Here is a 25,532-nt window from a genome sequence, read left to right on the forward strand (position 1 = left end):
AGTGGGCTTTTTTTAGGTAGCAAAAGGCATATGCAGTGGCAGTTATAACGACTGGTGAATGTTGATGTACTTTTGAAAGTCTTAGACATTCGATGGCTGAGGACGTAAATCTGAGGACATTAAAAAAGCCCTGTTCATATCAGAGCTTTTTAATGGTTTTCGATGAGAGGGAAGTCTTAATGCTTAGTTTGTAGACTTAGGACTAAGCCGCTCGATGGCTGCTGCCAGTACTATTGTTAACGTTACTTTTGCTCGATTTGTGGTAGAGCTTAAGTGCTAATAACGAAGCCCATAACGCAACTTGTCCCCACAGCAATGTCCATTGAAACGCTACTTCCTGCCAAGATGCACCCATCTGATTAAGCGCTAAGAAACCTTGAATTGCTGGTGTGCTTGGGAATAACTGGGATAACAGCACTAACCACTCAGGCATCATTTCAACGGGCCAGATAAAACCTGAAGAGAAGATCAGTGGCATTGAACTGATTAACACCACAACCGTGACTAGCTCTCTTCTTGGTACTAGCTCACCGATAAAAATTCCGATTAAACAACTGGCCAATAAGAAAGGCAGCAGTAGAGTTAGGATTTGAGTCATAGAGGCGAGCAAGTTAATCCCGTACATTGAGAAGCTGGCGCCGAAGTAGTACATCGACAATAGGTAATAAATGCCAACTAAGGTACAACAACGAGCAAGAATCAGTTTCGCCGGAGAGGTTTTACTCCAGTAGCCAAACGTTGATTGAGCGTTTTGGGTTGCACCAACTAAACCAGAAGCCATTGCTAAGGTTTGTTGCAGGATCAACACAAAGACGGCTGGAACTACGTAATCGATGTATCCCATGCGGCTATTGAAGGTGGGTTTTAGGTTCAAGCTGAATGCGCTGTAGCCTTTGGCTGCGGATTCCAAAGGTACACCTTCGACTAATAAGTGACTGACCTTAACTTGCGCAGCTAGCGTGCCTCCGGCCTTGGCAAGCCCTTCAACAATGGTTCCGTATACCAAGAAGTAGGAAGCATCGCCCGCGTAAGAAAGCGTCGGGCTCTTACCGAGCAGTAAGTCTTTATAGAAGTCTTCTGGGATGACGAGGAATCCGCCAATCTCTTGGTTAAGTACGGCTTGTTTTGCATCAGCGATGCTGGAGTCTCGACGTACCAACTCGATTTGAGAGGTGGCATCCACCATTCGCTCTAATTGATAGCTGCTTTGACTCTTGTCCAAGTTTACAACGGAAGCTTTGAGCTGTTGAGGAACTTGGTTCGCGTAAGGCAATGGATACAAGAATGAATAGAAGACCACACCACCGAATACCGTAAGAAGCACGACAGGGTTACGCAGTACCGCTAAGAGTTCTTGCTTGAGCAGTTGAGTAAAGCTCATCGTTTTACTCCTTGTTGTGCTGATAGTTCTGGTTTCTCTTGCTGTGTTGCTTGTGCAGACAGAGCTGACTGCGCCAAGTGTTTCTTAATCAACAACATCACCACGAAAGCAGGAACCGCGTACCACAACATAGTAGAGAGGCTGATCAGCGATTGTGCCGCGCTCACGCCATAACTTGATTGTGCTGTTTGTACTTCGATGTAGTGACTCACTGGCAATAAGCTTCTCCAGATTTGAGCTGCCGTGTTCATGTCAGTCACTGGAAAAGTGATTCCCATAAACGCAAAGCTTGGTGCCGTGAAGGCGCCAGCGAAGCTCATTGCCCTTGCTGGATCAAGTGTTAAGAAGAAAAACAAACATCCCATGATGATACAACTAATCACGGTAAGCAGTTGGGCAATGGTCAATGCCACAAAGCTGCCGTTAAATGGCCACTCTAAGAGGATATAGAACCAAAAACTAAACGCGATACCAAACATCAAAAACAAGACAAGATAGGGCGTTAATGTTGATGCGAGTGACTTCATAGGGGCGTTGGATAACCAAGCTTGAAGGCCACGAGCTCTAACGTTCGCTGTTAGGATCAGTATCGTGCCTACCACAATCATAATCTGCCACAGCGCAGGAATAACCGCAGACACCAAGAACTGAGCATAACTGGTGTTCTTGTTGAACAGTGGCGTGATCTGGCTTTGCACTGTTACTGCTTGGCCTAATGCTGATTGCACCGTGGTATCGCCGTGTGACAGTTGTCTCACGACTTCAAGTTGCGCGTTAAAAGTCCCTTGAGCCTGCAGCAACGCTGAGTTCACCAGCTTACCGATCAAGATAAATTGGCTGTTGTAGAACACAGACACTTGTGGATTCAAACCGAGCAGAAGATCTCGGTCGAAGTGCCTTGGTATCACAACATAACCATAGATATCGCGTTCAATCATCGCTTTCGCTGCTTCACTCGCCGAGCTGTATTTGTGAGTGACTTGCAGCGTTGGTGATGCATCAACAAGACGTGTGAACTGTTGCGAGATTTGACTGTGCTCAAGGTCGACAACTGCAACCGGTAAGTCACGAGCGATTCCTTGTGAAAAAATCAGCCAGATACTGGCAGCAAGCATCAAAGGGAGCCAAGTTAGGCAAGACAACAACCATTTGTCTTTACGTACAATCGCCCACTGCCTAAGCAAGGTACTCTTCACTCTATGATGCTCTGGTGATTGCGAGCTTCTAGATTGTGAGCCTGTAGATCGCGTTCCTGTAGATCGAAAGTTAGCAGACATAAGTCACCTAAAGCTCAACCACAAGGCTCATACCCATGCGCAATGTTTCGTCCGTGTCGACAGGGTGAGCTTCTACTTCAAAAGTACGTAAGTCGAAGCCTTGTGCTGCGTCAGTGGAACGCCAAGTCGCGAAATCACCCATTACGGCGATGTGAGTTACTTGGAAAGTTAATGATTTATCCAGAGCCGGTAGATATGCCTCAAACTGGCTGCCTTTATTGAAATGCTTAAGCATGTCTTCACGCACATTGAGTACGGCCCAAGCATCCTTGGTGTCGATAACAGTCACAACAGGAAAGCCTTGTGGCGCGAGTTCTCCTCTGCTCAATAGAACCTGAGAGACTTCGCCATTAAACCAGCTGTGGATCTGTGTGTCTTTTGCGTAAGCTTCAACTTCCGCTACTGCACCTGCTGCCATTAATGCTTTTTGAGCGGCTGCCACTTTGGTTTCGTCACGAGCACCTTCTTGCGCCAATTGATACATTTGGAATGCAGCGCTTTCGGTGTACTTCGCTGCTTGCCACTGTGTTTTCGCTTCATCACGTTTCTGTTCGGCAACCACACCATCGTTGTAAAGGTTGTTTACGCGTTGGTAAGTTTTGTCCATCAGATCAGCCGCCGCTTTGGCTTTTAACCATTGGTCTTTAGCGGCTTGGATCTGTTGAGTACGTGCGCCATTTTCTGCTTCTTGTGCTAGTGCGCCAGCGGCTTTTTGTCCCGCTTTTGCTTGTTCTAGCTTCGCATCAATTTCAGGGCTAAGAAGAGAAAATATCAACTCGCCTTTTTCAACTGAATCGCCTTTGCGCACGAATATTTCATCAATTCTGCCGGGTACTTTCGATGAGATGCTGTATTGCTGCGCATCGATTTGGCCTTGAAGCTTAACCGGCTGAGGTTGATAAGCTTGGTAGAAACTGTATCCGACCCAGCCAATAACGCCGATACCAACTAAAGATAGAAGAAGGGGCTTAATAGGTTTCATGAATTATCCTTTTGACTGGCTATCGGTGTCTGTTTTTGAGTCGAAATCAGACGGAACAGAGGAGGTTAAGTAACTCGAGTAAGCGTTCATTTCGCTGGTTAGCGCTAATAGCTTGTTGAGAGAGATTAGGTATTTGAATCGCGCAGCAGATTGCTGGGTTTTAATGCTCGCAAGATAGAGCTCGGCATCAACCACTTCTAGCGAGTTAGAAAGCCCTTGAGTGAAGGCTTTTTTACGAAGTAAGAGGTTTTCTTGAGCCAATGACAAGCTTGAGTTTAGGCCTTGAACCTCTTCAATTGCTTGGTTTGCTTCAAGATAAGTCTTTTGTACCAATACGGTTAAGTCTTGCTTTGCTTGTGACTTTAGATATTGAACCTGCGATACGGCGCTGTGAGCGGCGGCGACTTTGTCGGAACGGCCAGAAGTGTCAAGCAGTGGCACATTCACACCAATGCCAACCAACCAATCGGGTTTCATTTCACTGGCTAGAGAGTCATCTTCATACAGGCTGTAGTCACCGTAAAGGTAAACTTCTGGGTAGTATTTACCTTTCTCTGCTTTAATTAAGCTGCTTGCTTGTTTCTCTTTTGCATCAAGAATTTTAAGGCCAGGGTAGGTCATCAATGTTTGGTCAATGAACACGTCCATATGAGGCAGGTTCTTATTGATAAACAGTTGCTCTGACGGTTCTACATTTTCACTTTGACCAAGGATCTGAGTCAGTGCTAATTGAGCAATTTTGAGATCGTTCTGAGCTTTAGTACGCTCTACAATCGCTTTATCTAAAGAAGCATCGGCTTGTAGGCGTTCTACTCGTGCGATTTGCCCTTGCTGCTCAAGCTTGATGGCGAAGTCACGGTGCTGAGTTAAGCCCGCTTCAACGGCTTGGCGCGTCTTTACTACGTCTTCCGCTAAGATCACTGAGAAGTAATATTTACTTAAGTCTTCGTAGCGAGCTTGTCTCTCCATCAATAGCTGGCTTTGTGCTTCTTCGCTTTTACCTTCCGCAGCATTTTGCGCAGCGGTAATTCGTCCGCCGGTAAAGATAGGCCAAATAGCACGGATGGAAGAGCTGAAGATGTCTTGTTCAGTGATGGTTGAGGTAACGCCGCCAAGCCCACTTAATATAGGCTGAAGAATACCTCCAACTGCGCCTAAGTTTGGTACACCACTTAAGCTGTCAGTGAACTGTTTACCGTTAATCGTCACGTCACTATCAAGGTGCGTGTAGTTAGCCCCTAAGGTAATTGAAGGCAAGTTGAGACTACTTGTTGAGTTCTGCAGGTGTTGATAACGCTCGACGTTAGCTTGTTGAGCCGCAAGTGAGTTGTTGTTTTCTTGTAATATTTGCCACGCTTCAGAAAAAGTGAGCGGAGCTGCATAGCCTGGCGAAGTCATGGTGCCGAGAAGAATACTGGCGATCGCAAGGTATCGGAATTTTGGTTTGGTCATCTGCATTAAATACCAAATTAGAGTATTAACTCTAATGTTAACAGGGTGATAGTCATTTGTCTTGAGTTGATTGTCTCATATGTTCAGAAACGCGCATAACTCGTTAAGTATATGTAATAAAATACGTGATGCAGGAGACAAAGATCACTGACACGAAAAGAGCACGACAGACGTGCTCTTTAAGTTCAGTATAGAAGTGTTTTTACAAAATGAAGTGGCTTATTTAAAGCTAGGACAATGGTGATCGGCGCGCCACACTAATTGTCTTGATCCTTGCATTGTTTGTAATAAATCTCTACCTGACATTTGCGGGAACGCTAACAATACCTTGAGATCGAGAGGGGAGGTACCGTCTTTCTCATAGGCTCTTACGTGAGTAAAAGTCGATTGTAAGTGTTTGAACAGCATAGTCTTAGTAAGACAAATTCCAAAGTTATCGCGTTTCATTGCCTGGTTTCCTTTTCAACAATGTTTATACGTTATGTTTTTTATCCTGTTTCTATTGGACGTTGCCACTGATCGATACTTCCTGCTCATCAATGCTTCATTATTGGGTGCTGCTTTTATCAGTCACCTCTTCGTTGTTTGGCTAGCCGAGTTTGAAAATGGCGATGGATGAATAGGGGAGAAACTTAATCCGTTTGATCATCATTCGTAACTGCGAGCGCGCAACTTTTACTTATCGATACGTCCAGTTAGTGAAGAGTTGTTGTCGTTTTGTTAACCGAAACTTCGGTTTAAAGCGCTGTCTTAAAATTGCAACGTATAGCCCGGCAACAATAAACTCCTTCATATGCAACTATTATAATTGTATTTATTTTGAACAACCTAAAAAACAGCTAAAAGTTTAGTGATCTAGCTCAATATATATTCAGTTATTTGTCTTTTTTATCTAATCCGTTCTAAAAGTGCACGATTGTCCGAGTTGCACAACGCAAAGGAATATCAATTAATAATCCGCTCAATTATTTAGTTGAGTAACAGTCACAAATTCGCGTACGTAGAAAGGTCATCTAGTTAACTTGGTGTTAACATTGATCGTCTAACACTAGGGACGGTGGTATATGAAATGGAGCAGTATCAGTTTCCGTAAAAGGTTACTGATTATCATGACGGTCACTGGCCTCGTTGAACTTTTGATACTTTCAGCGGCTGGCTTTTACTACATCAAACAATCTCAAGAGCAAGAGATGGGGTTGAAAGCGTTAGGTGTTGCTGAATTTCTATCCGAATCACCACTTGTCACCACCATTATTCAAGAAAATGAAAGTGTGGACGCTAATGGCGTTCCCTACGTTTTGTCTGAAGAAACCCAAGTTAAATTTCGTAACCTTACCCAGCTCATTGGGGCAGCGTTTATTGTTGTGGGAGATGAACAGGGAATTCGCCTGATTCACCCTTATGATGACAGGCTCGGCAAACCAATGCGTGGTGGTGATAATCAAAAAGCGCTGGTATTGGGTGAGTCTTATGTATCGACGGCCAAAGGATCGCTTGGTTTTTCAGTTCGTGGTAAATCCGCGGTTAAAGACACGCAAGGGCAGGTCATTGGTGTCGTGTCAGTTGGTTACTTATTGGATTCTTTACAAGATCGAATCGAACCGTATTTAGCTTTTTTAATTGTGATGGCGTTACTGGTGGTTGCCGTCAATGCTTTGATTTCTAGCTATGTATCTCGCCGTTTTCAGCGCGCTATTTTAGGCTTTGAACCTGAAGAGATAGGCCGACTGTATGTCGAGTTAGACGTAACCATGAGTACCGTGAAAGAGGGCATTCTGAGCATCGATAAGCACGGCATTTTGCGTTCTATTAATAAGAGTGCCTGCGATATTTTGTCGATAGACAGGGATAAAGCACTCAACCAACAGCGCCTTTCTGATGTATTGCCAGGCAGTGATTTAGAACAACTGCTATCGACCGGCGACACAGACCACGATGTTGAATTGTATTTAAACAATAAGCGAATCATTGCCAACCGCAGCCCGATTATAGTGGCTGGTGAGGTGGTCGGGGCGGTATCGAGTTTCCGATTACGAGATGAAATCAACGATTTGACAGACCAGCTCTCACAAACCAAAGAATATGCTGATCTACTGCGTTCACAAACCCACGAGCATCAAAACAAGCTCAACACCATCAGTGGCTTGATCCAGATGGGCGAGTTGGACTCGGTACAACAACTGATTGGCCAAGAAACAGCACACTATCAAAGCCTTATCGAGTTCTTGCGTGAAACTGTTAAAGATCCGCTCATCGCAGGCATGCTCCTTGGGAAAACGGAGCGAGCGAGAGAAATTGGTTTAGAGCTTAAAGTTGAAGAAGGCTCAAGGCTTGAAGCGCTACCTAGCTGGTTGAACGCGGATGACGTTGTCACAATTCTTGGTAATCTGATTGATAACGCCTTTGATGCCACCATGACGGCCATTAAGCAAGAGGGACAAATTGCCCCAGCACGTCGGGTTATTGAAGTATCAATCAGTGATTTTGGTAATGAAATTATTGTAGAAGTAGAAGATAAAGGGTGTGGTTTACCGAAAGATTTGGCGACGAAAGCACTCACTGAAAAAGGTGTATCGAGCAAAGCGAAGCAAAATCGCGGTGTTGGTTTGTATCTGATTAAACAACTGGCAGACAGGTACCAGGGACAGCTTGAAATGGTCGACAACCACGATTTTGGTACGCGAATGACGGTTTATCTACCAAAAGAAGAACAATAACAATTAAGCACGAGCGATCTTACTAAGATCATCGTGACGGGAAAAGCATGGTTAAAGGAAGAACATAAATGAATGCAATCACGAGAGTCATGGTTATTGAAGATGATATTGCGATTGCAGAGCTGCACCATCGTTATTTAGAACAGATGGGTGGCTTTGATGTGGTCGGGATTGCGACAACACATTCTGAGGCTCTAATGCAATTAGACATTTTAAAGCCTGATTTGGTGCTATTGGATGTGTATCTGCCTGATGGTTGTGGGCTCGATATTCTTAATCATGTAAGAGGGAGCAACCAAGGGTGTGATGTGATCTTGATTACGGCAGCCCGAGATGTGGATACGTTACAGCAGGCAATGCGCGGTGGAGTAGTGGACTATCTACTGAAACCAGTGATGTTTCCTCGGTTGGAAGCGGCACTGAAAAAGTATCAATCTCAACAGCAAGAGTTTGAAAGTGTGTCTGACCTTAACCAAGGCTTGGTCGACAAGATGCTGCAAGCCAATGCAAAAGCGGACTCAGGTAAAGTATCAACCTTACCCAAAGGAATTGATGGCGTAACGTTGGATAAGATCAGAGCCATTTTTCAACAAGCTGATGCTGTTAATATTACCGCCGATGAAGCCGGAGAACGAATAGGTGCTAGCCGAACCACCGCCAGACGCTATTTAGAGTTTTTGATTACGACTGGCGAGTTAGTCGCGGACTTAAATTACGGTACCGTAGGGCGCCCAGAGCGCTGCTATAACAAAGCGCAAAGATAAACACGACATCATCAAAATAAATATAAAGCCAGTTGAATAAGCTGGTTTTATCTTTCTCTTCCTTTCCTATTGCTCACTCCACCGACCAGATACCGTTCTTTCTTGACTACAATGTTTGAGAATGCTGATTTGCTTCTCCCTCGGGCCAAATGAACGGAGCTATCGATTAGAATTTGTTCGAAATGAGTCAATATTTAATCGATTGCTTTCACAGTGGTTGATGTAAATCAAATAGTCATAGACAATACCGTCCCGAATAGAGGTGATAGCTTTCACCCTCGTTTACCAAACGCATTCTCAAATTTAATAGGCGCTTACTATTGATGTAATAGTTAAGACCTATTATCTATTTTCGTATGTCGCTGATACCTTTGGCGAATACTAAAAACCTTGTTTTTATAGGAAAGATGATGGTAATACCTGAAAACAGCAGCATCGTTATTTTTGGTGCGTCGGGAGATCTAACTTACCGCAAGTTAATTCCTGCTCTATACCACCTGTATGCTAGCAATCAACTACCAGAATCCTTTGCGATTCTTGGAGTGAGCCGTACTGAGTACAGCGATGAGTCTTACCGTGAGAAGCTGAAGAAGTCTCTTCAGGAAATGGAAAAAACTGAGCCAGAGACGCTGAATGCATTTATTGAACATCTGCATTATCAAGCGATCAACACTTCAGATGTAGACGACTACGCTCGTTTAGCACAACGTCTAGACAAGCTTGAGCAAGACTACCAATTCGAAAACCATAACACACTGTTCTACTTGGCAACCCCGCCAAGCCTATACGGTGTGATCCCAGCAAACCTTGCTGCGCATGGCCTTAACGATGAATCGAATGGCTGGCGCCGTCTGATCATCGAGAAGCCATTTGGTTACGACTTAGCATCAGCTCAAGCGTTGGATGAAGAAATCCATCATCACTTCCAAGAACACCAGATCTACCGTATCGACCATTACCTTGGTAAAGAGACGGTTCAAAACCTTTTAGTGCTTCGTTTCTCAAACGCGATGTTTGAACCACTGTGGAACCGTAACTTTATTGAATACGTTGAAATCACAGGTGCTGAGTTCCTTGGCGTTGAAGAGCGTGGCGGCTACTACGATGGTTCTGGTGCAGTTCGTGACATGTTCCAAAACCACCTGCTACAAGTGTTAGCCATGGTGGGTATGGAACCGCCTGCTCAAATCAATGCTGATTCTATTCGTGACGAAGTGGTTAAAGTGCTTCAGTGTCTGAAACCATTAGAAGAAGATGATCTGCGTAAAGACTTAGTATTAGGTCAGTACACAGCATCAGATGTTCGTGGTCAGCACTTACTAGGTTACCGTGAAGAGCATGGTGTAGCGGATGATTCTCGTACCGAGACTTACATCGGCTTAAAAGCTCACATCAACAACTGGCGTTGGAATGGGGTTCCATTCTATGTACGTACTGGTAAACGTTTACCAACGCGCGTAACGGAAATCGTGATTCACTTTAAGAACACGCCGCACCCAGTATTTGGTCAAGATGCACCAGAAAACAAACTGATTATCCGTATCCAACCGGATGAAGGTATTCAGATGAGTTTTGGCTTAAAAGAGCCAGGTGCAGGCTTCAAAGCAAAAGAAGTGAAAATGAACTTCTCTTACTCTGACTTGCCTGAAACTCAGATGCTGACGGCTTATGAGCGTCTTCTTCTTGATGCACTGAACGGTGATGCGACTCTGTTTGCACGTACCGATGCGGTAGAAGCATGTTGGAAGTACGTTCAACCAATCTTAGACTTCAAGCAAGACCCTCAAGCGCTGTTTGGCTATGCTTGTGGTACTTGGGGCCCACAGGAAGCGGATGAACTTCTGCAACGTGATGGCCGCGCATGGCGTTTCCCATGCAAAAACTTAACAGACACGGATTACTGCGAACTATGATCAATCACAAGATCTTTGCAACGCCTGAACTGGTTGTTGAAAACCTAGCAAATGAAATGAAAGCATACAGCGAGCAGGGCAAACCTGTTCACATTTCACTGTCTGGTGGCAGCACGCCAAAAATGCTTTTCAAGCTTTTAGCTGAGGCGCCTTACGCGGAAGGTATTCAATGGAATAACCTTCACTTCTGGTGGGGCGACGAACGTTGCGTGGCACCAGACGACGCCGAAAGTAACTACGGTGAAGCAAACGCATTGTTGTTTACACAAGTAAACCTTCCTGCTGAAAACATCCACCGCATCCGTGGTGAAGATGAGCCAAAAGCAGAAGCAGCGCGTTTTGCAAAAGAGATGGCAGACGTGATTCCAACAGAAAACGGCACACCTGTTTTCGATTGGATCCTGCTAGGTGTTGGCGCAGACGGCCACACAGCTTCACTATTCCCGGGTGTAACTGACTACCAAGATGAGAACCTATCTGTACTGGCTTCTCACCCTGAGTCTGGTCAAATCCGTGTTTCTAAAACAGCAAAAGTTTTAGAAGCAGCAAAACGAATCAGCTACCTAGTACTGGGTGCAGGTAAAGTTGAGATCGTTAAAGAAATTCATACAACTCCTGCTTCAGAGTTGCCTTACCCGGCAGCGAAAATCCAGTCTAAAACTGGCGAAACAGAGTGGTTCCTAGATTCAAATGCAGCAAGTGCTATCGCATAAGTGCGAATAGCCGCAAGGAGATAAAATAATGAAAGGTGATATCGGTGTAATTGGCCTAGCAGTAATGGGTCAGAACCTTATCCTAAACATGAACGACCACGGCTTCAAAGTGGTGGCTCATAACCGTACTGCTGCTAAAGTAGACGAGTTCCTAGAAGGTCCAGCTAAAGGTACTAACATTGTTGGTGCTTACTCTTTAGAAGAGCTAGTTGAGAAACTAGAAACACCACGTAAAGTGATGCTTATGGTTCGTGCTGGTGACGTTGTAGACACGTTCATCGAAAACCTAATCCCACTTCTAGACGAAGGCGACATCATCATTGATGGTGGTAACACTAACTACCCAGACACTAACCGTCGTGTAGCGCATTGCCGTGAGAAAGGCATCCACTTCATCGGTACTGGTGTATCTGGTGGTGAAGAAGGTGCTCGTTTCGGTCCTTCAATCATGCCAGGCGGCGCGGCTGAAGCTTGGGAAGCGGTTAAGCCAATCTTCCAAGGTATCTCTGCAAAAACTGACGCTGGTGAGCCTTGTTGTGACTGGGTTGGTAACGATGGTGCTGGTCACTTCGTTAAGATGGTACACAACGGCATCGAATACGGTGACATGCAGCTTATCACTGAAGCATACCAGTTCATGAAAGATGGCCTAGGTATGTCTGCTGACGAGATGCAAGCGGTATTCGCTGACTGGAACAAGACTGAGCTAGACAGCTACCTAGTTGAAATCACTGCTGACATCCTTGGCTACAAAGATGAAGACGGTGAAGCGTTAGTTGAGAAGATCCTAGATACTGCAGGCCAAAAAGGTACGGGTAAGTGGACTGGTATCAACGCACTAGACCTAGGTATCCCACTGACTCTAATCTCTGAGTCTGTATTCTCTCGTTGCCTGTCTGCTCTTAAAGACCAACGTGTTGAAGCTGAAGCTTTGTTTGAGAAGACAATCACTCCAGTTGAAGGCGACAAGCAAGAGTGGGTTGATGCACTACGTCAAGCTCTACTGGCTTCTAAGATCATCTCTTACGCTCAAGGTTTCATGCTAATGCGTGAAGCATCGAACGAAAACGGCTGGGACCTAAACTACGGTAACGTAGCGCTAATGTGGCGTGGTGGTTGTATCATCCGTTCTGCATTCCTAGGCAACATTCGTGATGCGTACGAAGCAAACCCAGACATCGCGTTCCTGGGTTCTGACGAGTACTTCAAAAACATCCTACAAGGCAGCCTAGTAGCATGGCGTAAAGTAGCAGCGAAATCTCTAGAGTCTGGTATCCCAATGCCATGTACGATTTCTGCGCTATCTTTCCTAGACGGTTACACAACTGCACGTCTACCAGCTAACCTGCTTCAAGCTCAACGTGACTACTTCGGTGCTCACACATACGAGCGTACTGACCGTCCACGTGGTGAGTTCTTCCACACAAACTGGACTGGTACAGGCGGCGACACTGCTTCTACAACTTACGACGTATAATCGTTAGTTAGAATCAGTTAAGAACTTTGTTGTTCTTATTAGCTGTAAACTAGAAAACAAAAGGATGCCAATTGGCATCCTTTTTTGTTGGTTCTTAAAGAGAGTCATGTAAAGTAAATTTAATACAACCCGTTAAGCGAGCGCAGCTTGTGGACTTTGCATATCACTGTATTGCTCTCGTATCGAAATGAAGTCATCTAGGTTGTGCTTCAGCGCAGACACACACTCAGGATCAAACATCAGCCCAGTATGCGCTTCAATGTAGTCCATTACCTTGGATGCTGACCATGCGTGTTTGTAAGCTCGTTTACTCAGTAAAGCATCGAACACATCTGCTAGCGTTACAATTCTTGCCTCAAGTGGAATCGCTTCCCCAATGAGCGCATCTGGCAACCCTGAGCCATCAAACCGTTCATGATGGTGACGTACAATATTCTTGATGAACTGAACTTCTTCGCCACACATTGAGCTGTGGTGGGAAAGTGCAACCACGTCATCGATCATCTCTTCACCATATATCGTGTGATTGTTCATGATGTTTCTTTCTTCTTCCGAAAAACGTTCAGTACTGAATAGCACTTTGTCTGGGATTCGGTACTTACCTATGTCGTGAAATGGGGCATACAAGCGAATGCGGTGAACGAACTGATGCGTGACCTCATGGTTACACTGCGAAAGGGTACGTGCGAGCTGCTCGCTGTATTTACCCATGCGAATCAGATGCTCTTTGGTTTCAGGATCACGTGCGTGTCCCATGTTGAGAGCAATCGCTAATGAGGACTGAAAATGTCTCTGACGCTCGATGAGTTGCACAAACAGGTTCGAAATCGCTTGAGTGAGGTAGGCGATGTCGCTTTGTATTGTCTGCTTAGCAAAAAACTCAGTGCATGATGCGTTGATGAAAATGAACCCGAGGTTACTCTCTTGATAGTGGATAGGCGTGGTATAGCTACTTTGATGACCAAGTTTGAGTAGGTGGGAGATTTGCTTGGTCGGATTCATCAAAGAGAGGTCATCAACAATTCTTGTTTCTAATGATTCAGCCAAGTGACTCAAAGCGGAGTTGGGTTTGATCTCCTGTTCGATGTAGTGATGCTTGGCGTTTTGGCACAGTGAATCGGATACAAAATAATTCGATGCTTTATTTTCACTGCATAACACCACGGATAGCCGAGATAATATGGGGTAGTGTTCACGAGCTAGCCGGAAGAGATCATCGACTATGGCGACGATGTCCTTGTCTTGGGCCGCTACTCTACTGAAATGGGAGTAGTCAAACATGTGGCAAGCCAACCTTTATTTATAATTATGTTATTGTTTAATTGGGGGTTTTTACCGTTTCGATATTCAATAAAACCATAGCACTGTGTTATTGAAATGTAATACTGCGTACTGAAAAACTTTAATGTCATCACTAAATATATGGTTTTTGCATATGGTTACCGTAGGTTTTGTTAAGTTGAACCAGTTTCATAACCGTTGGGGTGAAGGTTTGTTTGTAGAATATGCTTAGTCTGTATAGCGAGCTAAGGTAGGGTGCTAAATGACCAATTCGAAATTAATTTCAAAGATAAATAGGATAACCAGTATGCTTTATGCCATCATAAAGGCATAAATAAGGGCAACGGATGTAATGCCCAAGTGATTGAGCTAGAAATGGTCAGTGATGACGGTGTTCTAGAGTAAATTCAAGGCCCTTAGTTGCCTTGAAAAAGGTAATGTTATGACTGAAGAAGAAAGAATCGAACTGCAACAAAATAACCCGCTACATGGCTTAAAGCTTGAAACCATGATCACTGAATTAGTGGATCATTATGGTTGGGAAATTTTAGATGCAGCAATGCGTATGAACTGCTTTAACACTAAGCCGACTGTGGCAAGTGCTGTTAAATACCTGAAGAAAACGGAATGGGCTCGTGAGAAGGTTGAGAACTTCTATCTTTACCGTTTCAAGCGTATGCCTAAAGCGTCGGACATTGAATACCAAATGCCTCCGCGTTCACGTACATTCCGCCATGGGCTAGAGCCTCGCGAACCAATGGAATTGACGGTAGAGTCTATCCACGCTTCACAAGCTAAAGCTGCGTCTGCATTTAAAGAGCGCCGTGGCGGTAACGGTCGTAACTTTCGTCGTTAATAAGAAGGCGTCGTTAGAAAGAGCCGTCGTCAGATAGGACTTCGCTAAGCAAGAGAGGTCTTTAAGAGCGCCGTCTAATTAGCTAAAGCGATAAGCATAAAATACAAAAGGAGCCTAAGTGCTCCTTTTTTAACGTTTGTACTTTGTTCAAGCGTGTAAAGCTTGTTGTACTTGAGTCTTAAGCTTCGCGGTTCTTTCTTTGATTCTTCCAAAGATCGGTGACATAAACGATGGCACTGATAAGCAAGAAGAGCGCTGACACAGAAAACAGAGCGGGCATTTTGAGAATCCACGCGAATGTGGCAGCGAGAAAAGCGACAAAGCAAATGAGTCGACTTGATGACATGACATGACCGAGTTTAATGTTCATAACGCCTCCTAATGAAGTCTCACTTTCGACAGGAGAATTATCCCACCTTTGGCAAAATAAAGGCTAAAAAACAGTCTAAATTGTTATCAAATTTGCTAATTGAAGGACTCGTCTCACATATTTTGGGTTGGCTATTTTATAAGCAATAAAATAACAAAATAGGTATGAGAAGGGGGTAGTCTTTTCGGTCTATCTTTCATGTTGAAAGCCTTATTGAACCGAATGTCTAGTTAGTTTAAAACCGAGTTAGCATAAACCTAGCTGGTATAGAACCTACTCAGAATGAAACCTAGTTGGTATAGAAAAAGTAAGCGGTGATCAAAAAGCTCGCGATTATCACTGTGTTACGAACATACTGTTGAGGGATCCGGCGAGAGATTTTTGCTGAATAATAACCACCAACCAATGTACCCAATAATACAGCCATGCCAGACGGCCAATCAATCGAACCATTGACGATAAAAAACACGATCGCAGCGAGGGAAGCACATGCGGACACGAGCAGTTTGATGCCATTCATCACGTTGATGTTGGTGTAACCAGCAAGCGCCAAATAGCTCAATGTCACAATGCCCAAACCTGCATTAAAATACCCACCGTAGATACAGACAATCAAAAGCAATAAAGCGGAAAAGAATGCGCCTGCGCTGGTGGCGTGCTTATGCTTGGCTGTAGCTTGCTTAAGCCATTTATTAAGCGTGCCGCCAAACGTGAATAGCAGAGCCGCAAACAGCAGTAGCCAAGGAACGGATTGAGTGAACAGAGCTTCTGGTGTGTGAAGTAGCAAGACGGCCCCGATACCACCGCCAATTACACATAGAGCAATGGTCAACTTTAGTTGCTTAGTACCAGATTGAATTTCGTGGCGCAGAGCGTAGGCTCCGCTAATGTATCCAGCACACGAAGCAAAGGTATTGGTCGCGTTGGCTGCTATTGGTGGAACGCCAGCAAACAATAGAGCAGGGAAGGTGATAAAGCTGCCGCCACCCGCAATGGAGTTAAGCACACCGCCAATCACGCCTGATAAGAATAGAATCAACCAATCCATAGTTTTAGAATCCAATACGTTAACTAATTGGTTACCTTACTTGAATTTGTTATGAATATCAGCGCCATGTGTGTTGTAAAGATAGGTTTGTGAGTTTGCTACCATCTTTAATCGTTGGTTCGAATAGAGGCTCTAAATGAAAAAAGGAGCCAATAGCTCCTTTTGTTGAGGTTTAGTTGATTTAGCAGAGTATTACACTTCTACTGGCTTTGCTCTAAAGCTCTTGAATAGCTTAACTAGAATCGGGCTAGACAGAACTAATACCGCCAGAATTGTGAAGGTCATGGTAATTGGGCGTTCCCATAGGAAGCTGAGTTCACCATCGCTGATCATTAATGCGCGTCTCAAGTTCTCTTCCATCAAACCGCCCAAGATGAAGCCTAACAGCAGTGGTGCCAATGGGAAGCTGGCTAGCCTTAGTGCTATTGCTGCCATCGCAACCAGCAGCATCACAAATATGTCCATCGTGTTGAAAGACACCAAGTACACACCTGTGATTGAGAAGAAGATGATCATTGGCAGTAGAACCGTTCTTGGTACCGCTAACAGCTTAGAAATGTATGGGATCAAAGGCAGGTTCAAGATAACCAGTACGATGTTGCCAAAGTACATAGAGATAATCACCGACCAGAATACATCTGGGTGTTCAACGAACAGGCGCGGGCCCGGTTGAATACCGTAAGCGATTAATGCACCCAGCATGATAGCCGTTGTACCAGAGCCCGGAATACCCAGCGTTAGTAACGGAACGAATGAACCACTTGATGCTGCGTTGTTTGCCGATTCTGGAGCAACAAGACCACGAATACTGCCTTTGCCGAACTCTTTCTGTTTGTCTTTTGGCGCTAGGCTACGCTCCATACCGTAACTTAGGAATGCCGCAATAGTGGCACCTGCGCCCGGTAGAACACCAGTAAAAAAACCGAGAATAGAGGAGCGAATCGACACCGGCGCGACTTCTTTGAACTCTTCTTTGGTGACCTTCATGCTGCCGATATCAGACATCTTTTGGCTTTCTTCAGCGCTGTTGTCTTGCTCAGGCTTAAGAATGCCCATTAAGGTTTCACCCAGTGCGAACGTCGCCATAGCCAGCAATAGGAAGCTGAAGCCATCCATTAGATCTGTTAGGCCGAATGTGAAACGTTCAACACCAACGCCTTTGTCGATACCTACGGTTGAAAGCATTAAGCCTAAGATAGTCATCATCCACGCCTTGATAACCTGTCCTGGGCCTGCAAACGCCGCTACAGCGGATAAACCTAGTAGCATCAGTGCAAAGTAGTCAGAAGACTGGAAGCTCAGTGATACGCTCGCTAGAGCCGGCGCTGCAATCAAAAGCATAATTGCTGAAAGTGTGCCGCCAGTAAAAGAAGAGTAAGCCGCGAGTGCAAGTGCTTTACCTGCTTGACCTTTTTGAGCCATCGGGTAGCCGTCAAACGCGGTTACTACCGTTGAAGAACAACCCGGAGCATTGATTAAGATTGATGACGTTGAGCCACCAAATACAGCGCCGTAGTACACACCAGCCATCAAGATTAAGCCTGAAGAAGGGTCTAGGCCATAAGTGATAGGGATCATCAGAGCAATGGCTGAAATTGGACCTAATCCTGGAAGCATACCGATGAAGGTACCAACGAAACAGCCCACGATGACCATCATGATGTTCATTGGCATCACGGCGGTCGAAAGTCCTTGTAAAATTCCGTCTAACATAATGTTGTCCCTACCAAAGAGTGAAGATTAAACCAGGCTCTAGGTAGATATCTAAGCCTTGAGTTAAAAGAAGAAAGAACGCGATAACGAAAGGAAACGACGCGCCAAATAAAACAGCTTTACGACGCTCACCCAGTAGGTAAAAGCCTGCAAGTAAGAAGAAGCTGGTTGCTAGAACAAAGCCAAGATAAGTCAGCCCAATACCGTACAGCGCCATTAACACCAAGAAGCCAATCAGCAGTTTCCAGTTCAGCGGCGTTGTGTCGCATATGACTTTCTTATCCGGTTGTCCTGTTATCAGCAGGATCAACGAAAGGCCAATGCCGATAAACGTCAACAGGGTAGGTAAGGTTCTTGCTGTGAAGGGTTCGTACTCGTCGCCGGGAAACAAAGGGATCAGCGTGGTTTGGTAGCCATAGCACAAGCACGCCAGCATAAAGATCATGGCTCCGATGCGATCCTTCGAAAGCAAAGATTCCTTACTCAGAAATTTGGTTGGTAAGTCCGACATATCCAACTCCATTTGGGGTGGTGTAAAAAGTAAAAAAGCCGTACATGAGCGAGTTAATGAAGAATGTCTGGGATCACTAACTAAAGGTGAGCGAATGACATGGCTTGGATAAAGTAAGCCACTTGCATCTACAACGAATCAGCAAGCTTTAGCAATACGCTACGAATAAACAAAGGAGTTTTAGTTAACTCATGTACGGCGAAACAGGAAAGAGTAAGAGGGCACAAAGACCCTCTATGATTGTTGGTTATTTCAAGAAACCAAGCTCACGCATTAGGTCGCCCATCTGTTTTTCTTGGTCTTCTAGGAAGGCGTAAAAATCTTTGTCAGCTTTGTAGTTGTCGATCCAACCGTTACGGTCACGAACCACTTGCCACTCATCGGTTTTGTACATTTTGCCAAGAGCTTCGTTCCACTCGTCGATTTTCGCTTGACTTGTACCCGGTGCCGCGAAGAAACCACGCCAGTTAGCAAATACTGTCTCGTTGCCGTATTCAGTCAGTGTTGGGATGTTAGGCGCAGCGTCAAGACGCTTTGGAGCCGTCACAGCAAGCACTTTTACTTGGCCAGATTTAGACATCTCTAGTACTTCACCAAGGCCCGTTGAAAGCAGCTGTGTTTCGCCAGAAAGCAATGCCGCCATCGCTTTACCACCAGCATCGTAGGCAATGTAACGAACTTTCTTCGCATCAAAACCTTCGCCTTTGAATGCTGCAGCAACCACAAGGTGGTCCATGCTGCCACGAGCTGAACCGCCAGCAATTTTCACTTTACGTGGGTTGGTTTCGAATTCTTTAACTACATCTTCCCAAGTGTTGTACTTAGAATCCGCAGACGCGACGATTGCACCGTAATCGGCAATGGTTGCTGCTACCGGAGTTAGGTCACGGAAAGATTGTGGGAAGATACCCGTTAGTGAGCGAACAACGATAGGCGTTGAGTTCACCATTAGCGTGTCTTCTTGGCGTTGAGCCGTTTCGATTAGGTGAGCAATCGCTTTACCACCACCGCCACCAGAGAGGTTTTGGAAAGAGACATTTTCTACGATGTCTGATTTCACCAATACATCACCCGTACCACGAGCTGTCATATCCCAACCGCCACCAGCGCCGCCAGGGATTAGGAAGTGGATTTTTTCTACGTCAGCAGCAAAAGTGTTGAAAGAAAAGGTAGCTGCGATAATAGAAGCCGCAAGAGTAGGTTTCAGTGCCTTGAACATGGTTCACGTTCCTTATGTAGGGGATCTCTTCAATCGAGAGAAACTTATGTTTTATTTCCAGCTACTAAACAGATGAGTAGGATATTGCTTAGCAGATGAAGTTAAAGTTAACGGTGTGTTAATGAAATGTCTGTAATGCGGCGATATTGAGAATAAAGAACATTGGATTAATATTGTTCATAAAGTTCACGGCGGGGTGTTTTTGTCCATTTACTTTTGAATGATATCTGGATTCTAAAATCGTAGTTATTGTCTCAGAATGATTGAATTCATTGACAAAGGTTGGATTTAACTAGCGTTTTCTACTCGAGTGCATTGGTTGTTGGTCTATATTGTTAGATGTGACTACGATAACTATTTCTGCAAAAGAATCAGGTGTGTAGAGGTGTTAGATTTTAGATGTGGAATAATGAGTTATTATAGTTGCTATGCAACTGAAGTAGCATGGATTATGCTAGCCTGTTAACTTTTGAGTTGGCGATTATTCAAGGATGAAATAATGGCATTAAAAAAAATTTCGTTACGCTTTACCGTTGGAACAATGTTCATACTCGCGACTGTGCTAACGGCTGTGGTTGCGGTCTCTCTTCAATACTACTTCAGTAAAAAAATGGCGACGGAGAATACTCTGTCAAAGTTGACGATGGTATCCCATGACCTGAGTGATTATATTGGCGCGATTGACTCTGATGCAGCCAACACCGCGCGTTTACTTGCTTCAGTGAAACGATCTATCAATAACAAAATATCGAAAGAAGAGTCGCGTAGTATTCTTTCTGAAGCCATTAAAGATAACCCTCTCTTTTATAGTATTTACATTGGCTCATCCGATGAAAATTTCTTCCAAATTATTAACCTAGAATCTGCCCCTGTCGTTAGAGAAAAAATAGGTGCACAACAAACGGATCGTTGGGTTGTGGTTGAGATTCAAAATATAGGGCAGGAGCGAGTCCGGACAACGAAATACTTTGACCAAGAGTTTTCCCTCAGAAGCTCAACTACGGAGCAGAGCAACTACTTTCCAACAACCAGGCCTTGGTATGTTTCTGCCAATATTCAGTCGGTCGAAAAAACTCAGCCATATCTTTTTCAGCATTTACAAATTACCGGGCAAACTTATTCTTTAGCGTTTGAGTCGAAAATCGAATCTGACATTCAACATGTGATTGGTATTGATATTGTGCTGTCTTCTTTGGCTAACAAATTATCGGGTACGGCGCTTGGATTAGCAGAAGATAGTAAGGTTGAGTCTTTCTTATATTCGAAATCGGGTAACATTATTGCATCTAACCTCAAAGTTAATAATCAGGAATCGGAGTTTGATGTATCAAAACTGATGCTATCATCTGAGCATAAAGCCTTGGTTAATGATACTCCTCCGCTGTTAGTGTCTAATCAAAATGATTGGGGGCCGATGGACTTTTCAGTGGCGGGAAAACCAAACGGCTATGCGATAGACCTTCTCAAAATGATTGGTGATATGACTGGGATCAGGTTTGAATTTGTGAATGGTTTTTCTTGGGGGGAGCTTGTCAATAAGTTTCAAGAAGGAAGTATTGATGGCCTGCAATCGGTGCAAAATTATAAAAATAATGGCATAAACGGCCTCTACACCACTCCAATCTATGATTTACCGTTTGCTATCGTGACCAGAGAAGACGCGAAGATTATTACTAATTATGCCGAGCTTGAGGATAAAAAAGTGGCCATTTTATCTGGGTGGTCAATTATTCCTAAGTTAAGGGAAGACTTTCCGAATATTGATTTAGTTGAGTTTGAAAACCTAGAGTCTGCATTTAATTCAATTGAAAGCGGAGAGAACTTTGCTTTTTTAGACGCTGAACCCGTACTCTCGTTTGCATTAGATAGGTTTTTTCAGCCTGGCCTTAGTGTCAATGGGACTCTAGAAGATCTAGACCAGAACTACTCAAACCAATTCCACTTGGTGCTGCAGAGCAAGCATCAACAATTGCTTCCAATCATTGATCAAGCTATCAGCAAGTTAAGTGGTGAACAGCTTGATGCCTTAGCGAAAAAGTGGCTCCATGATACCGGCTTTAATACAAATACGACGGTCCCTTATACTGAACTTTATGATTTGACTAAGGAAGCAACGGTTGAAGGCAGTATGGTAAGGGTAGAGATGAATGGCGAGATCAAACATCTCTATTTAAAGAAAATCGACACGGGCGAACACTACTCTGAGTATTTTGCGGTATTGATTCCCGAAACTGAGATCTTTAGTACAGTCAATAAACGTCTAGCAACCTCTGTTGGCGTAACGATGTTACTGATGAGTTTGACGTTGCCTATTGCTTGGGTTTTTGGTGCACCGATAGTGCGTCCTATTCGTCAATTAGAGGAGGAGACTCATAAGATCAAGATGCGTGATTATGACAGTGTCGAGCTTGTTGAGACTCGAATTAAAGAAGTATGGGAGCTATCTGTGGCGGTAAAAGACATGGCGATGGAACTCAAGCAACATGAGCTAACCCAAGAAGCCTTTGTTGAGTCGTTCATTAAACTTATCGCTCAAGCTATCGATGATAAGTCCGCTTATACGGCTGGGCACTGTAACCGTGTACCAGAACTGGGCTTGATGTTGGCTGATGCGGCTGAAAAATCGCAGTCTGAGCATTTCAAAGACTTTAAATTTGAGAACGACGATGAACGTCGTGAATTTAGAATTGCGGCTTGGCTTCATGATTGTGGCAAGATCACGACACCTGAACACATCGTCGATAAAGGTACGAAGCTAGAAGCTAACTACAATCGAATTCACGAGGTGAGAACTCGATTTGAAGTGCTTTGGCGTGATGCGGAAATTACAGCTTTGACAAAAAAACTCGAAGGATCTCTACCGGCTGAGCTGGTAGCTGATGAACTTGCGTCAACCAAACAGCAATTACAAGAGGACTTTGAGTTTATCGCGACATCGAACGTGGGTGGTGAATTCATGAGTGATGATAAAGTCGCGCGGATTCGTTCTATCGCTGAAACGACTTGGACGCGTAATTTCGACGATCAACTCGGCCTATCGCCAATTGAAGCGATGAATAGGGCATCGAGTTCAAGCTTACCTGCGACAGAGCCACTTCTGAGTGATAAGCCGGAGCATATAGTGAAAAGAGATAGGCCGTTAGAGTTTGACCCGAAACATCAAATTAAGATGGGTGTGCCTGAGCACTTATACAACCTAGGCGAAGTCTACAATCTGAGTATTGCACGCGGAACGTTGACTGCCGAAGACCGATTCAAGATAAACGAGCACATGCTTGGAACAATTAAGATGCTTGAGAATCTGCCATTTCCGAAAGAGCTAAGCCGTGTTCCTCGCTATGCTTCGACGCACCATGAAACACTCAAAGGTACGGGATATCCAAGGAAGCTGACTGGTGATGACCTTTCAATCCCAGAACGTATTCTGGTGATCTCTGATATTTTTGAGGCGTTAACCGCTGCGGATAGGCCTTATAAGAAGGCGAAGCCAATCAGTGTTGCTGTCGACATCATGTATAAAATGGCATTGGACGAGCATCTCGATATCGAACTGTTTAGATTGTTCTTAACCAGTGGTACGCATGTTCGTTATGCTGAAGAGTATCTCAAACCGGAACAGATTGATTTTGTTGATATCAACAAATACCTCGAAGTTACTCGTCAGATTGCTTGACCAAGGTTGGCTTGTTAGAACGAGTTCGATGAATGAAAGGCGCACATCAGTGCGCCTTTTTTATATCTGTTTATCGGTGAGCTGGTGGATAGACACAGAGGGAGCTACGTTTGACAAGTTCGGCTATAAGTTGTCGACACATAGATTTTAAACAATTTTAGAGTAGGTAAGGGGTTAGTGGGCCTTGATATAGTTAAATCGATAAATAACAGAAAGTTAAATTATTTATAGTGTTCTTTTGAGTAAGTTTCATCGTCTATTAAAAATACTACCTTAGTCTAAATTGTCGACAATTCACTTGATTGTCGACAATTTGATCGTGTATTTTATGTTTATGTTATGAAATTGTTGACAATTAAGGTTCAGCAATCAGAAGTGAGCAGCGTGAATATGAATACTGCAATAAAAGAGCTCAGCTTAAGTGCAAACACGAAAACGCGTGTGAGCGATAAAGAGAACACTAAATCAGAAAACCTCACTGAGTATCTCGTTGAGGCTATTGTTAACGGTGAATTACCACCGGGCAGTAAGATCTCCGAGCCTGAACTAGCTAAACGCTTTGAGGTAAGTCGAGGGCCATTACGTGAAGCGATAATGCGAGTTGAAGGGCTTGGCCTGATCGAACGCATTCCTCATGTTGGCGCGCGAGTGATTACCTTTTCGGCAGACAAACTACTCGAGCTGTACGCGGTGCGAGAGGCATTGGAAGGCATGGCTGCTCGCTTAGCAGCGCGACATATCACACAAGAAGAGCTTGTCGGGCTTGAAGGATTACTGTCGACACACTCAAAGCACATCGATGAAGTCGAAGGTTCTTCTTATTTTCATCAACATGGGGATTTCGATTTCCATTACCGCATTATTAAAGCCAGTCGTAACAGCAAACTCATTTCGTTGTTGTGTGACGAGCTTTACCACTTATTACGCATGTATCGTTATCAATCTCCTAGGGCTCAGTCTCGACCAAAAGAGGCGCTCGATGAACACAAATACATCCTACAAGCAATTCGCAACCGTGATGAAGAGCTAGCAGAAATGCTAATGCGAAGACACATCTCGGGAAGCCGATTACTTATAGAGCAACAAATTCAATCCAAAGATCTTGATTAAGCGGTCATTGGAATCTGTCAGCGGATCAGTGCTGGCGATAACCAAAAGCCGTAAGTCTTAAAGATTAGCTAGAAATAAGCAATTAACAGGGAGCGTCATTATGAAGTTATCAGCAGGAGCAAAGTTCCGACAAGCTGTGCAAGACAACGACCCATTGCAGATCGTTGGTACGGTGAATCCGTATTGCGCGATGATGGCAAAGAACTTGGGGCATCAGGCGATCTATTTGTCGGGGGGAGGCATCGCCAATGCGTCTTATGGTTTGCCTGATTTAGGTATCACCACATTGAACGATGTGCTAGTGGATGTTGAACGTATTACCAACGCGTGTGATCTGCCTTTGCTGGTGGATATTGATACAGGATTTGGTGGCGCATTCAATATTGCACGTACGATTCGCGCCATGGAGAAGGCAGGCGCAGCTGCAATTCACATGGAAGACCAAGTGGCTCAGAAACGCTGTGGTCATCGACCAAATAAAGCGATTGTGAGCCAACAAGAGATGGTCGATAGAGTCAAAGCGGCAACCGATGCGAGAAGCGATGACAGTTTCGTAATTATGGCGCGTACCGATGCATTGGCGGTTGAAGGCATTGATAGCGCGATTGAGCGAGCGATAGCTTGTGTTGAAGCGGGCGCAGACATGATTTTCCCTGAAGCGATGAATCAACTCGATCAATATGTGAAGTTCTCGGCGGCGCTTAAATCAGCAATAGGTAAGCACGTGCCTATCTTGGCCAACATCACGGAGTTTGGCCAAACACCACTCTACAACTGTAGCGAGTTAGCCCAATCAAGTGTCGACATGGTGCTTTACCCATTGAGTGCGTTTCGTGCGATGAACAAAGCCGCGGAGAATGTTTACAAACACTTGTTAGTTGAAGGCAATCAAGAAGCGCTATTGGATTCAATGCAAACCCGTAAAGAGCTTTACGAACACCTGAATTACCACGACTACGAGAACAAGCTGGATCAGTTGTTTTCAAGCGAAGGGTAAAACCAGTTTCAATTAGTCAAAAATCAACTTAATCCAATAACGTGAAATGGTTAGTCGCCAAATCCAGTACCGATGATA

At 44.5% G+C, this 25,532-nt stretch carries 20 protein-coding genes; 9 read left to right on the forward strand and 11 right to left on the reverse strand.

Annotated elements, in window-relative coordinates:
• Positions 1–202: 202 nt before the first annotated feature.
• The 5 genes from AB8613_RS15940 to AB8613_RS15960 all read right to left on the reverse strand — a co-directional run bounded on the left by AB8613_RS15940 (position 203) and on the right by AB8613_RS15960 (position 5,539).
• Complete coding sequence (locus AB8613_RS15940) at positions 203–1,381, reverse strand: ABC transporter permease (protein WP_372384132.1); 1,179 nt, start codon at positions 1,379–1,381, stop codon at positions 203–205.
• Positions 1,378–2,658 carry an ABC transporter permease gene (locus AB8613_RS15945; protein ID WP_372384133.1) on the reverse strand — a complete coding sequence of 427 codons (1,281 nt, stop codon included), beginning with the start codon at positions 2,656–2,658 and terminating at the stop codon, positions 1,378–1,380. The genes AB8613_RS15940 and AB8613_RS15945 overlap by 4 nt, the downstream gene beginning before the upstream one ends.
• 7 nt (positions 2,659–2,665) lie before the next feature.
• Positions 2,666–3,640, reverse strand: coding sequence for an HlyD family secretion protein (locus tag AB8613_RS15950; protein WP_146489954.1), 975 nt, complete (start codon positions 3,638–3,640; stop codon positions 2,666–2,668).
• A gap of 3 nt (positions 3,641–3,643) precedes the next feature.
• On the reverse strand, positions 3,644–5,098 hold the full coding sequence (locus AB8613_RS15955; RefSeq protein ID WP_372384134.1) for a TolC family protein: 1,455 nt from the start codon (positions 5,096–5,098) through the stop codon (positions 3,644–3,646).
• A 213-nt stretch (positions 5,099–5,311) separates the two neighbouring features.
• On the reverse strand, positions 5,312–5,539 hold the full coding sequence (locus AB8613_RS15960) for a hypothetical protein (RefSeq protein ID WP_009846577.1): 228 nt from the start codon (positions 5,537–5,539) through the stop codon (positions 5,312–5,314).
• 617 nt (positions 5,540–6,156) lie between these two features.
• Between AB8613_RS15960 and AB8613_RS15965 the strand changes: the two genes are divergently transcribed.
• From AB8613_RS15965 to gnd, 5 genes are all read left to right on the forward strand, one after another.
• Positions 6,157–7,809: a sensor histidine kinase gene (locus AB8613_RS15965; RefSeq protein ID WP_285954440.1), complete on the forward strand. Its 1,653-nt coding sequence runs from the start codon at positions 6,157–6,159 to the stop codon at positions 7,807–7,809.
• A 68-nt stretch (positions 7,810–7,877) separates the two neighbouring features.
• Positions 7,878–8,573 carry a response regulator gene (locus AB8613_RS15970; RefSeq protein WP_146489957.1) on the forward strand — a complete coding sequence of 232 codons (696 nt, stop codon included), beginning with the start codon at positions 7,878–7,880 and terminating at the stop codon, positions 8,571–8,573.
• Positions 8,574–8,983: 410 nt separating this feature from the next.
• Positions 8,984–10,486: a glucose-6-phosphate dehydrogenase gene (gene zwf, locus AB8613_RS15975; RefSeq protein ID WP_017059714.1), complete on the forward strand. Its 1,503-nt coding sequence runs from the start codon at positions 8,984–8,986 to the stop codon at positions 10,484–10,486.
• A complete protein-coding gene (gene pgl / locus AB8613_RS15980) occupies positions 10,483–11,199 on the forward strand; it encodes a 6-phosphogluconolactonase (protein ID WP_285954455.1) in 717 nt (238 codons plus the stop codon). Before zwf ends, pgl begins: the two co-directional genes overlap by 4 nt.
• A gap of 28 nt (positions 11,200–11,227) precedes the next feature.
• On the forward strand, positions 11,228–12,676 hold the full coding sequence (gnd, locus tag AB8613_RS15985; RefSeq protein WP_048659456.1) for a decarboxylating NADP(+)-dependent phosphogluconate dehydrogenase: 1,449 nt from the start codon (positions 11,228–11,230) through the stop codon (positions 12,674–12,676).
• Between the two features lie 132 nt (positions 12,677–12,808).
• On the opposite strand, the gene AB8613_RS15990 is transcribed toward gnd, so the two are convergent.
• Complete coding sequence (locus AB8613_RS15990; RefSeq protein WP_372384135.1) at positions 12,809–13,969, reverse strand: HD-GYP domain-containing protein; 1,161 nt, start codon at positions 13,967–13,969, stop codon at positions 12,809–12,811.
• A gap of 430 nt (positions 13,970–14,399) precedes the next feature.
• Between AB8613_RS15990 and AB8613_RS15995 the strand changes: the two genes are divergently transcribed.
• The gene (locus AB8613_RS15995) at positions 14,400–14,813 is read left to right on the forward strand and encodes a VF530 family DNA-binding protein (RefSeq protein ID WP_010438513.1); all 414 of its coding nucleotides are present in this window, start codon (positions 14,400–14,402) and stop codon (positions 14,811–14,813) included.
• 178 nt (positions 14,814–14,991) lie between these two features.
• Here the strand turns inward: AB8613_RS15995 and AB8613_RS16000 are convergent, their stop codons facing one another.
• From AB8613_RS16000 to AB8613_RS16020, 5 genes are all read right to left on the reverse strand, one after another.
• On the reverse strand, positions 14,992–15,183 hold the full coding sequence (locus tag AB8613_RS16000) for a hypothetical protein (RefSeq protein ID WP_017066914.1): 192 nt from the start codon (positions 15,181–15,183) through the stop codon (positions 14,992–14,994).
• A gap of 289 nt (positions 15,184–15,472) precedes the next feature.
• Positions 15,473–16,231: a sulfite exporter TauE/SafE family protein gene (locus AB8613_RS16005; protein WP_029405317.1), complete on the reverse strand. Its 759-nt coding sequence runs from the start codon at positions 16,229–16,231 to the stop codon at positions 15,473–15,475.
• Positions 16,232–16,423: 192 nt separating this feature from the next.
• Positions 16,424–17,944 carry a tripartite tricarboxylate transporter permease gene (locus tag AB8613_RS16010; RefSeq protein ID WP_048659453.1) on the reverse strand — a complete coding sequence of 507 codons (1,521 nt, stop codon included), beginning with the start codon at positions 17,942–17,944 and terminating at the stop codon, positions 16,424–16,426.
• 10 nt (positions 17,945–17,954) lie between these two features.
• On the reverse strand, positions 17,955–18,455 hold the full coding sequence (locus tag AB8613_RS16015) for a tripartite tricarboxylate transporter TctB family protein (protein ID WP_029405318.1): 501 nt from the start codon (positions 18,453–18,455) through the stop codon (positions 17,955–17,957).
• Between the two features lie 247 nt (positions 18,456–18,702).
• A complete protein-coding gene (locus tag AB8613_RS16020; RefSeq protein ID WP_017055247.1) occupies positions 18,703–19,674 on the reverse strand; it encodes a tripartite tricarboxylate transporter substrate binding protein in 972 nt (323 codons plus the stop codon).
• Positions 19,675–20,173: 499 nt separating this feature from the next.
• On the opposite strand from AB8613_RS16020, the gene AB8613_RS16025 reads away from it, so the two are divergent.
• The 3 genes from AB8613_RS16025 (at position 20,174) to prpB (ending at position 25,454) form a co-directional block, all read left to right on the forward strand.
• On the forward strand, positions 20,174–23,347 hold the full coding sequence (locus AB8613_RS16025; protein ID WP_372384136.1) for an HD domain-containing phosphohydrolase: 3,174 nt from the start codon (positions 20,174–20,176) through the stop codon (positions 23,345–23,347).
• Positions 23,348–23,737: 390 nt separating this feature from the next.
• Positions 23,738–24,457 carry a GntR family transcriptional regulator gene (locus AB8613_RS16030; protein ID WP_146490001.1) on the forward strand — a complete coding sequence of 240 codons (720 nt, stop codon included), beginning with the start codon at positions 23,738–23,740 and terminating at the stop codon, positions 24,455–24,457.
• 100 nt (positions 24,458–24,557) lie between these two features.
• Positions 24,558–25,454, forward strand: coding sequence for a methylisocitrate lyase (gene prpB / locus AB8613_RS16035; RefSeq protein ID WP_372384137.1), 897 nt, complete (start codon positions 24,558–24,560; stop codon positions 25,452–25,454).
• Positions 25,455–25,532 lie beyond the last annotated feature (78 nt).

Source organism: Vibrio sp. BS-M-Sm-2 (assembly GCF_041504345.1).
GTDB classification, from domain to species: Bacteria; Pseudomonadota; Gammaproteobacteria; order Enterobacterales; family Vibrionaceae; genus Vibrio; species Vibrio satsumensis.